This is a genomic window from Methylobacterium sp. WL64, from assembly GCF_008039945.1.
In the GTDB taxonomy this organism is placed as follows: Bacteria; Pseudomonadota; Alphaproteobacteria; order Rhizobiales; family Beijerinckiaceae; genus Methylobacterium.
Genome location: NZ_VRVA01000020.1, coordinates 59,046 through 69,740, shown reverse-complemented (window position 1 = coordinate 69,740; position 10,695 = coordinate 59,046). Strand labels below are relative to the sequence as shown.

The following is a 10,695-nucleotide window of genomic DNA, read 5'->3' as shown; positions in this document are numbered from 1 at the left end:
GCCGCCTCGGCTACGCCTTCGACCGCACCCTCGTGTACGGCACCGGCGGCTTCGCCTACGGCTCGGGCAGCGCCGACCGCTCGTTCGGCGGCTACGCCGGCAACGACAGCTTCCGCACCGGCTACGCCGTCGGCGGCGGTGTCGAGTTCGCCCTCCCCACCGAGTCGTTCCTGAACTTCTTCCGCTCCTCGGCCGTGACGTTCAAGATCGAAGGTCTGTACGTCAACCTGGAGCGCGGCAACCGCAACCAGGGCGCCCTGGTCGTCAACGCCGCCAACCTAGTCCCGGTGGCCTACAGCGCCATCGGTCGCCGCGACGACGAGTTCGCCGTCGTCCGCGCCGGCCTGAACTACAAGTTCGGCTCGTACTAGGACCCGCGACGCTCCCGGCCTCAACGCCGGGAGTCGTCTTGGCCGGGAGCCGCTTCGGCAGCCCAGCCCGATCAAACCGGCCGCTCAGGTCGTGCAGAACCCCGGGTGCCCCTGGCGCCCGGGGTTCTGCCGTTTTGCTGGATGGCAAGCCGCAGCCTATCCGCGCCAGGGCGACTCGCGGATCACGCGACAAAAGTTGCCGGCGTGGAAATGCGGCTCCTTGTCGGCAATGACGTCGGCCTTGACGTTGCCGAAGGTCGTCTCCGGCTTGTGCCGGATCCCCTCGTAGAACGCCTGGATGATGTCCTCCTTGAAATGCGGGGTCCGCGGATGCGCCCGCACCACGGCCGAGCGCTCCGCGTCGCTGTAGTCGGCGTAGGTCAGGCCGAGCACGTCCATCTCGACCCCGGCGGTGACCAGCGCGACCACGGGGTGCATGTGCTGCGGGATGCCCGGCGTGGTGTGCAGCGCGATGGCGGTCCACACCGTGTCGATGTCGGCCTGGTCGATGCCGTACCCGCGTAGAAAATCCCGTGCCGCGTTGGCGCCGTCGACCTCGAAGCGGTCCTGCGCGCTGCTGTGCTGTGGGGTCAGCCCCATGTCGTGGAACATCGCCCCGACATAGAGCAGCTCCGGATCGTAGCGCAGGCCGCGCTGCTTCCCTGCCAGGGCGCCGAAGTAATAGACGCGGCTGGAATGGTGGAACAGCAGCGGCGATTCCGTATCCCGGACGCGTTCGGTCACCGCCCGGGCAAGCGTGCTGTCGGGAATCGCGACGTCGCGGATGGGTTGGTCCATGGCCATCACTCCTTGCTGACTAGGACAGACTAGATCACGCCCTTCGCGTCCGAAGTTGACGGCACACGTTCCAAACGGACAAATCACGCCCGCGACGGACGCGCGGGAGGGCATTATGGAGCGGAGGCTGGTGATCGCCGCGGGACCGGGCGTGCAGATGCTCGACGTCTCCGGTCCGCTGGACGTCTTCGCGGAGGCGAACGTCCAGGCCGGGCGGTGTGTCTACCGTACCGAGATCGTCTCGACCGACACCGCCGTCATCCGGGCCTCGTCGGGCGCGCGACTGCTGGCGGATCGGACTATCTTCGAGGCCGATGCCGGCACCCTCGATACGCTGCTGGTGGCGGGATCGCCGGACGCGCCCCATCGCCGTCCGGCCGCCGCCTTTCTCGACTGGCTGAGGCGCACGGCACCCGCGGCCCGGCGCTATGGGTCGGTCTGCACCGGAGCCTTCGCCCTCGCCGAGGCCGGCCTGCTGGACGGGCGCCGGATCACCACGCATTGGGCGGCCGCCGACGCCCTGGCCCGGCGCTACCCCGCGATCCGGGTCGAGCCCGACGCGATCCAGGTCCGGGACGGCCCGGTCTGCACCGCCGCCGGGGTGACCGCCGGCCTCGACCTGGCCGTCGCCCTCGTCGAGGAGGATCTCGGCCGGGACGTCGCCAAGCGCGTCGCCGCGCAGCTCGTGATGTTCTTCAAACGCCCCGGCGGCCAGTTGCAGTTCAGCCGTCGCGGCGCGACCGAGCCGTCAGGCCGGGCCATCCTGCAGGAAATCCAGCGCTGGATCGCGGCCGCGCCCGCCGAGGATCACAGCGTGGCCCTGTTGGCCGGACGGGCCGGCCTCAGCCCCCGGCACTTCGCCCGCCTGTTCCGGAGCGAGGTCGGGGTGACGCCGGCCGACTGGGTCGAGGCGGCGCGCGTCGCGGCGGCGCGGCGCTGGCTGGAGGCGGAGGGCCTTCCGCCCAAGCAGGTCGCCGCCCTAACGGGCTTCGCCAATGCCGACACCCTGCGCCGGGCCTTCGTGCGCCACGTCGGCATCACGCCTGCCGAATTCCGCAGGCGAAACGGCGCGGGGTGAGCGGGCGGTCGTTCGGAAGCGGCTGGTGATCGCCGGACGTCAACGCCGATCAGCCGGACATCGTCGGGATCATGCGCCCCCGGCGCGGGAGGTTTTGTCGACATGCCGGTGGTCCTCACCGGAGCGCTGTCACAAACCGGCAACAGGGGGATCGCCTTCACGCCGTCGCTTGCAGGCTCGCCACACGGAGCGGAGACGTCTGATCTTTTCTATCGGGATCGAGTGCAAGTCGTGATGTGCGCTGGATCGGTCTTAGATCCAAATTGATGTATATCACAAAAACTCAAACATCTTGATACTGCTGGCGATAAACGTGCACTTTGTTGTTGCGTTGGAAATTTAATGCGTCCTATGCTTCGCATCGGACTATCAAGGCCATGCTTGCATCGTGAGGCGTCGTCTAATTCTACATTATTGGTGAATTCTTACAATACACTGCGCGAAGAGCGCGGCTTGCGCAAGAGATATCAGCATTCATCTTGGTGTCTGGCCCAACAATCACCGGACACACCGTGATCTGACCCAACGTCTTATCGGACAACCCGATCGCGTCGCGCATCAGAAACCGCGAGACGAACAGGAGACCGTATCAATAATAAGAACTGATAAAAATACAAAAATAGGGGGGATACACAATGAAAAACGCAATGAAAATCGCTGCCACGGCCATATTATTTCAGATTACACCCAGCCATAGCTTTGCGGCGGGTGAGTATCCGCCGTACGACGGATATTTATTGACTTATTTTACCGGCAACCGGCCCTGGGAGGAGACGTTGAAGTTCTCCTACAGCCTGGACGGCCGCCGTTTCAACAGACTGAACAACGGCAATTCCGTCATTGACGCAAGTCACAGCGAGATGGGCGGCCTCCGCGACCCCTACATCTACCGTGGGCAGGACGGCAATTTCATCATGACCGCGACCGATATGCAGAGCTGGAAGGGTTGGGGAAGCAACCGGGGCATCGTCCTGATGCAATCTCCAGATCTCATTCATTGGAAATCCGCCACCGTCAATTTTGAAAAGCAGTATCCAAATCTGTTCCCCGGCCTCCACGCCGCCTGGGCGCCGCAGGTCGCCTACAATCCGTTGACCGACCGGAACATGGTCTATCTGACCGTCGGATCAAACGATCCCTACAAGGCCTATTACGCCCACACCAACCGAGATTTCACAGCCCTGACAGAGACGCCGCGGCAGCTTTTCTATGCTCGGGACGGGATCGGCTACATCGACTACGACATCAACGAACAAGACGGCAAATATCATATGCTGATGAAGGCGGAGTCATCGCCTCAGGGAAGTACGGCCCGGCTCCGGGTCATCAAGCATGCCGTGTCCGACCATCTGACCTGGGGCTATATCATGCCCTCGCAGGATGAAGTGCAGAGAACCGGCAACGCCGTCGAAGGGCCGCAGGCTTACCGCCTGAACGATGGCAGCGGGTATATCGTCATGTACGACAATTACCTGAATGGCGGCTTCCAGCTGGTGAAGACCACAGATTTCAAGACCTTCACGCCCGTCTCGGGCTCCGACGTCAACCAGCTCTCGCCGCGACACGCTGGTATCATTTCTCTGACGTCCGACGAACTCCACCGCGTACTCGACAACGACACCCATATCACCGTCGAGAACGCGGTGCCTGCCACCGGCACGGGCAGGCAGGTTCAGGCCGCCCCCACGGTCGGAAGCAGCGAGAAGAGGGATCTCGGCACGCTCAAAGCCGACAATGGCTGGGCTTCGGAGATCTGGGGCCTCTCCGCAACCGGACATGTCGCCGTCGGGGATGCCTATACCGACGACCGGGGCGCCGACATGCGCGCCGCGGCCTGGTCGGGCTCGGACCTCTCGCAGAAGCGGGATCTCGGCACCTTGAGGGCCGACAACACCGGCGCCGCGAAGGCCTATGCCGTGTCCAAGGACGGTGGCGTCATCGCGGGCATCGCGGAGAACGCCGACCAGAGGCTGCACGCCATCGTATGGTCGGGGACCAATTGGGCGACCAAGACCGATCTGGGCACCCTGACGTCGAACCAGTCGGGCACATCCGGCGTCTACGCCCTGTCCGATGACGGGCGCGTCGCAGCCGGCGAGTCGAGCGTCGATTCCGGGACGACCCATGCGGCGCTGTGGTCGGGGCGGACCTGGACGACCAAGACCGATCTCGGCACCCTGCGGTCCGACAATACCGGGACGTCCTGGGCCTACGCCCTGTCGAAGGACGGGTCCGTGGTCGGCGGCTATGCGGCTCCCGATCGCAGCGTGGACGTCTATTCGCACGCCACCCTGTGGTCCGGCGCCAACTGGACGACCAAGACCGATCTCGGCACGTTGAAATCCGACAACCGGGGCACCTCGGTGGTGCGGGCGCTCTCGGCCGACGGCACCGTGGCGGCGGGCAGCGGCACGACCGATTCCGGCTACACCCATGCGGCGCTCTGGTCCGGATCGCGCTGGTCGGAGAAGCGCGATCTCGGCACGCTCCGGGCCGACAACAGCGGCTCGTCCTGGGTGCGGGCCCTGTCCGCCGACGGGCGGGTCGCCGGCGGCATGGCGAGCACCAGTTCGGGGTTCGCGCACGGCGTCGTCTGGTTCGGCGACGGCTGGCGCAGCAGGACCGATCTCGGCACCCTGAGGTCCGATGGCGGTGGCGTGTCCGAGGTCCAGGCGCTTTCCGCCGACGGCCGGGTTGCGGCGGGTTATTCCGAGACCGACTCGGGCGATCCCCACGCCGTCCTGTGGAAGATCACCTATCCGGGGACGCCCGCCAGCGGGCCCTCGACCCCGCAGACCCAGCCCCAGGCCCGGGCAGCCGTCCAGGCGTCCACCCCGGCGTCGGGGCAGGCCTCCGCCCCGGCGTCGGGGCAGGTCTCCACCCAGGCGTCGGGGCAGGTCGCCGCCCCGACGACCCCGTCGGCTCAGGGGCAGCCCGCCGCACCGACCCCGGAACCGGCTCCAACGGTCTCATCCGCCCAGGCTCCGGCCCCGGCCCAGACCGCGACGACCTCCGCGCCGTCCACGGACGTTCGGACTCAACTCGTCGATGTCACGAACACGCGCCGGTCGATCGCCCGGCTGCGGTACGACACGTTCTCGGTTCTGGAGATCCAGCGCCAGTCGCTCTCCTATCTGCAGCAGACCTGGTCCTGCAGCCGCGGGAGTCTCTGCTGGTCGGCCAGCGCGGGGATCGTCTCCGACGGCAGCAGCACCGATACGCTCTCGACGCTACCCCTGAGTTACGGCCTGACCGACACCCTGACGGTCGGCGGCCATCTCAGCTACGCGCCCTACCGGGCCCTGCCGTCACCGGCGTTCAACGACAACCGCAACGCTGTCGGCGCGGGGGCCTTCCTCAACTGGAGCCAACCCTACGCGGGGGGTGCGTGGTACCTGCGCACCGCGTTGGCGGCCAGCCAGTACCACGCCGATGTCCGCCGCCTGCAATCCACCGCCACGGAGGCCGGCACCGGCAACGCCCGGATCGGCGGCCTCGCGGGCACGCTGGAGATCGGGCAGTCCCTTCCGGTCTTCGGGGATTTGGTGCTGGGCTGGCATGGCGGGGTCAGGACCAGCCGCGTCACCCGTCAGGGCTACACGGAAGCCAATGTCAGCTTTCCCGTACAGTACGACGGGATCGTCTACCGCAGCACGCTCGCCTTTCTCGGCGCGGATGTTTCGGTGCCGCTGACGACGGGCCTCAGCTGGATCTCGGGGGTCGAGATCGAGCAGGCTGTCCGCAAGCCGACGATGCGGTTCACGGCCCATGCCGACTACATCGGCGACTTCGGCTACAAGGCCGACCTGCGCCGCACCCGAGGCGAGGCGCGTACCGGCCTGGCGTTCGGCCTCGGCAACAGCCTCTCCGTGTCGGCGACCGCCTCCGTGCGGACGACGGCGCTGGGCACCACGGCGATCGGAGGCCTGCTCAGCTTCGGCGGCCAACTCTGACACGCGACGACCCGAACGCCACCGCCGCTCGGGTCGTTCTCCACCGACGGGCCGGTGCGGGCGCGCGCCATGCGCTATCCTGCACGCGTGCCGGTGGATCCGTTGGGGGAGATAGCGTGCCGACGATCTTCGACGCCCACACCTTCGCGCTCACGGCTCACGCAGGTCAGATCGACAAGGGTGGCCAGCCCTACATGCGGCACCTGGAGCGGGTCGCCAACGCTGCGCTGGCCCGGGCCGGTCATGCCCGGCTGGTGGACGGTCTCGACATCGACCCCATGGTGGTGATGCAGGCCGCCCTGCTTCACGACGTGCTCGAGGATACGCCGCGCTCCACCGCGGACCTGCGGGCGGCCGGGTTCACGCCGGAGGTGATCGAGGCCGTTGGGATCCTCACGAAACCGAAGGAACGGACGGCTTATTCCGAGCGGATCACGGCGGGCAGTCTTCCGGCGATCCTGATCAAGATGTCCGACAACGAGGACAATCTCTGCCCCTCCCGGACCCTGCCGAACGCCACCTTTCTGCGAGAACGCTACGCGACGGCGTTCGGGCGCCTGAAGGAGGCCGCGGCCGCACTCGGGTACACGGGGCGATGAGGCGCGGCACGCGTAGACCCGGTCCGCCCTGCCCAGACGACGGGTCTTCCCTCAGGCGCACGGACCGCCAGGGCGGCGGCCCCTGGTCGGTTCGCGCTGCGTAGCCGGGTCTGCGGCGGGCGGTCCTCAGACTGCCGGAGGCGTCGCTGCGTGGGCCGCGCCGTTCTCAGCCGCCGCCGATACCCGTCCTGACCTTACCGGTCCCCGCACAAGCCGGGCAGGCCTCACCCGCGACCTTGCCGGAACCGCTGCATTCGCGGCACAGGTTCTCGCCGGTGCCGGGGGCGTCGGGGGGTGCCTCGTCGCCGGGTTTCACGGGGTCTGGCTCACCCATCGGCTTCTCCCTGGATAGGAAGGAAACCGAGGGGCGCCGACACCGTTCCGCCGCCTTCGCCCACCGGGCGAGCCGGTTGGCCCGCTCGGTGGGCGAAGGCCGCGAAAGCGGGCTCGGATCCGGGTCGTCAGCCTTGGGTATTGCTCATCCTGCCCTGCATCTGCGTCAGCTGCGCGATGTGCAGGTTGATCAGAGGCAGCGCGCCGCGGGCGATGCGGCGCAGGCCGGGATCCTCACCCGACTGCGCGTAGGAGCCGTGGATGTTGAGCGCTTCCCGGTGGCCCTGCAGCGCGTTCGCCACGAAGGTGGCGTCGTATTGCGGGCCCGGCGGCATCGCGGTGAGCTGGGACAGGATCTGCGCCTTCTGCGCGTCGGTCGTCATCCCCTGCGGTGGCGGGGTGACCCCGAGCAGGCCGCCGGCCGCGCCCGTGGCCGTACCGACCGCCGCCCCTGCGACGGCGACCGGGGCGGCGACGAGGCCGCCGAGGAGGCCGCCGGGACCCGCCGGCGCACCGGCGCTCGGCGCCGGCGCCACGCCGCCGGTGTAGGCGTTGATCTTGCGGGCCAGGTTCACCTGTTCGACCACCTCGGCGCGGGAGAACTTCTTGAGCGCCGGGTTTCGGGTCTTCTCGTGCGCGTCGCGGGCCGTGTTCTCCAAGAACAGGCCGCCGGTGGTCGCCATCTGGAGGTAGACGCCCGACGGGATCGCGCCGGACGGGGTGACTTGGGCGACAGCGGTACGCGTGATTGCGAGGGCGGCCGTGGCGCCCAGCATCGTGGTGAGGACTTCGCGACGGTGCATCATGAGAAGGCTCCGGGTCGTGAGAGAGGACACCGAGGCGCCAGAGGTCGCTTGAGGTGCCATCCCGCGAACCGGACGGCTCAGCCCAAGTTTCCCGCAGGAAGAGCGATGAGACAAACCGCCACGCGATGCGGACCAGCGAGACGGGGCGGGCGGCCCAGCCCGACAATCGGCTGGCGTATCCCGCACCACCGCCGTCGCGGCGAGGAACCGCTCCGCCGCAATGGCGAACGCCCCGGAAGCGGTTGCTTCCGGGGCGCTGCCGACCTCGCGACCATGCTGATAGGACTGGGGACTCGAGGTCGAGTGACGTCCGGGGCCTCCCTGGTGAGTGGGCGAATCACAGGGCGAAGAGCGAGGCTCCGCCCACCGAGTTTCCCGGCGCGCACGCCGGGGGATGAGTTCAGCGGCTCTGAGTCTTGGATTCGACGCGCTCGCTCACGCCGAACCGGTATCCGCGTCGGCGGCGATGGCTCTAGAAGGAGCCGAACTTGTAGTTCAGGCCAGCGCGGACGACGGCAAACTCCGTGTCACGGCGCAGCACGGTCGGAGAGACAGGCACGAAGGTGACGCTGTTGCCCAGGGCGACGCCAGGGCTGAAGACGCTCAGTGAAGTCACCCCGTTCGATGCGAAGATCCCGTTGTTCTGATTGCCGCGATCGAGGTTGACGTACAGACCTTCGACTTTGAAGGTCACGGCACTCGAACGGAAGAAGTTCAGGAACGAGTCGGTGGGCAGCGCGTATTCGAAGCCGCCACCGACGGTCCAACCCGTCTTGAAGTCGTCGCGGCTGCTGTTCGGCAGGCCGAAATCACGGCCGCCGCCCGCGCCGTAGGCGAACCCGCCGGTGCCGTACACGAGCACCCGGTCGAAGGCATAACCCAGGCGGCCGCGCACGGTGCCGAAGAAGTCCAGGCTCGCCAGACCGGACGGGTTGAAGATCAGGGTCCCGGGCGCGGCGCCGCCACCGCAGGTGCCGGTCGCGGGGGTGGAGACGCAGTTGCGGTTCCGGTCCCGGCCGAAGTCGACGTACTGGGCGTCAGCCTCGAAGCCGATCACGACACCCGACCCCGGCGTGAATTGATAGTTGTAGCCGACCTGGCCGCCGCCGGTGAAACCTTCCTGGGACCGCTGGCCCGAGAAGCCAATGAGCGTGCCACCGGCAGCCGGGAACAGCGGGCTGGCCCCGGGGGCGATGCCGACGCCGAGATTATCCTGCCGGCTGCTGGCATCGAAGCCATACCCAGCATTGATACCGAAATACGCCCCCGTCCAGGTGAACACCGGCACCGGTGTGAAGACCGGGGGCGGGGCCGCTCGGCGCGGTAGATCCGCTGCCGATGCTGTTGCCGTGAGCGCCGTAAGCGCGGTCAGAATGACCGAAATCTTTTTCATGACCCTTCTTGCCCCTCGAAATACCCCGAACGGGCAGGAACGTAATCAATAAAAACCAAACGCGATGTATCCAATTCGCAACACCAAGAATTCGATTTTATCGATTTCTTCAATCTGGCATATATCCGGTGCACCATGCCGTCGATAGGATATGAAAACAGCATATCCGCGGATTCTTTGCGGCATGCTCATTCAGAGATGGGCCGGACCCCAATCGGCATACGATGTGCCCTGCCGATCCGGCGCGCGCGCCGGCGATCGACCGATCAAACCCTGAGACGATGGAGCGGATGCGTGTCGCGGTGAAGGAGAACGGCGCGCAGGGCGCGTCCGATCGGCATGTCGAAGCGATCGCCGGCAGGTTGATCGGCGCTGCAATCCTCTGGCGGCCGGCCGCCCGGATCATGCACCGCCCCGAGGGCGACGACCGCGGCACATCCTGATGCGACAGCCCTATTCCCGGAAACCCGGCGGATGCTTGCCGCGCCGCATCCATGCGGGCGCGGTCTGGTGCCGACCGCCGCTCCGGGCGAAGGAGCCGTGGCAGCTAATCAATACTGGCACATTAACGAAGTATTAACGATTTAATAAATGTTAATGAACCGCCGCCGTTTCGACACCGGACACATGCCTGTCCAGGACGCGAAATCGCGCTTCCTGAAGAGCGGCAGATGTCGCCCCGAGGCATAGGCAACCTGGGGAAGAGCGGAGCGGGAGGGAGACATGGGGGCGATCATTGTGGCGGCACCGCTCGTCGGCCCCAGCGCCGAGAGCCGTCGGAGTACAGTGCTCCACATCCTGCTCGGTCTCGGTTGGGCCGGGCTGTTCGCGTATTGCGGCGCCTATCTGGACGCGGATCTCCCGCTCCAGACGTCATCGGTTCAGTCCGTCGGGGAACCGCTCATCGCTCAGCCCGATGACCTGTCCCGGCCTGTGATGGCGCTTGCGGCACCCGAGCCGGCCGGGGCCGTTGCGGCACCCGATGCCGGGGCGCCCCTCGCATCGCCGATCATCGCAACGCAACCGGTCGCACCGCCGGCGACGCCCCGTTCGGCCTCGGCCGGGTTCGCCTATGTCGGGACCTGGGGGCCCACTCCAGATGCCTGCAGCGCCCCCGCGCGCCGCAAGGGCTACGTCCCGGCGACGTTCACGCCCGATCGGGCCCAGGCCGGCGACACCATCTGCAGCTTTCGCGGCGCTCATCGAACCGGCAATGCCTGGGCCATGGCGGCCGATTGCGGCGCCCGCGACCGCCGCTGGTCCTCGCAGGTCCGCATCGCGGTGAACGGCGATCGCCTGACCTGGACGAGCGCCATGGGCACCTCGACCTACGTCCGTTGCGCGCGTCGCGCTGGTTAGAGCGC

10 protein-coding genes are annotated in these 10,695 nt (G+C 67.2%); 6 read left to right on the top strand and 4 right to left on the bottom strand.

Annotated features, from left to right (window positions below; genetic code table 11):
* A partial coding sequence (locus FV242_RS12270) for an outer membrane protein (RefSeq protein WP_368732195.1) occupies positions 1–371 on the top strand: 371 nt, incomplete at its 5' end.
* Positions 372–527: 156 nt separating this feature from the next.
* Here FV242_RS12270 and FV242_RS12265 read toward each other — a convergent pair.
* Positions 528–1,169 carry an HD domain-containing protein gene (locus tag FV242_RS12265; RefSeq protein WP_147909617.1) on the bottom strand — a complete coding sequence of 214 codons (642 nt, stop codon included), beginning with the start codon at positions 1,167–1,169 and terminating at the stop codon, positions 528–530.
* Positions 1,170–1,284: 115 nt separating this feature from the next.
* Here FV242_RS12265 and FV242_RS12260 point away from each other — a divergent pair, with 115 nt between their 5' ends.
* The 3 genes from FV242_RS12260 (at position 1,285) to FV242_RS12250 (ending at position 6,799) form a co-directional block, all read left to right on the top strand.
* Positions 1,285–2,247, top strand: a complete 963-nt coding sequence (locus FV242_RS12260) for a GlxA family transcriptional regulator (RefSeq protein ID WP_147939122.1) — start codon at positions 1,285–1,287, stop codon at positions 2,245–2,247.
* Positions 2,248–2,984: 737 nt separating this feature from the next.
* Positions 2,985–6,200 carry an autotransporter domain-containing protein gene (locus FV242_RS12255; RefSeq protein ID WP_187278408.1) on the top strand — a complete coding sequence of 1,072 codons (3,216 nt, stop codon included), beginning with the start codon at positions 2,985–2,987 and terminating at the stop codon, positions 6,198–6,200.
* A gap of 116 nt (positions 6,201–6,316) precedes the next feature.
* On the top strand, positions 6,317–6,799 hold the full coding sequence (locus FV242_RS12250; protein WP_147939120.1) for an HD domain-containing protein: 483 nt from the start codon (positions 6,317–6,319) through the stop codon (positions 6,797–6,799).
* A gap of 166 nt (positions 6,800–6,965) precedes the next feature.
* Here the strand turns inward: FV242_RS12250 and FV242_RS34525 are convergent, their stop codons facing one another.
* The 3 genes from FV242_RS34525 to FV242_RS12240 all read right to left on the bottom strand — a co-directional run bounded on the left by FV242_RS34525 (position 6,966) and on the right by FV242_RS12240 (position 9,331).
* Entirely contained in the window at positions 6,966–7,133 is a 168-nt protein-coding gene (locus FV242_RS34525; protein WP_187193505.1) for a hypothetical protein, read from the bottom strand.
* 127 nt (positions 7,134–7,260) lie between these two features.
* Entirely contained in the window at positions 7,261–7,935 is a 675-nt protein-coding gene (locus tag FV242_RS12245) for a DUF4142 domain-containing protein (RefSeq protein ID WP_147939128.1), read from the bottom strand.
* A 475-nt stretch (positions 7,936–8,410) separates the two neighbouring features.
* Positions 8,411–9,331 carry an outer membrane protein gene (locus FV242_RS12240; RefSeq protein WP_147909621.1) on the bottom strand — a complete coding sequence of 307 codons (921 nt, stop codon included), beginning with the start codon at positions 9,329–9,331 and terminating at the stop codon, positions 8,411–8,413.
* A gap of 290 nt (positions 9,332–9,621) precedes the next feature.
* Here FV242_RS12240 and FV242_RS34520 point away from each other — a divergent pair, with 290 nt between their 5' ends.
* Positions 9,622–9,774 (top strand): hypothetical protein, encoded by a 153-nt coding sequence (locus tag FV242_RS34520; RefSeq protein ID WP_187278407.1) that lies wholly within the window; start codon positions 9,622–9,624, stop codon positions 9,772–9,774.
* A 280-nt stretch (positions 9,775–10,054) separates the two neighbouring features.
* A complete protein-coding gene (locus tag FV242_RS12235; RefSeq protein ID WP_147939119.1) occupies positions 10,055–10,690 on the top strand; it encodes a peptidase inhibitor family I36 protein in 636 nt (211 codons plus the stop codon).
* The last annotated feature ends 5 nt before the right edge of the window (positions 10,691–10,695 follow it).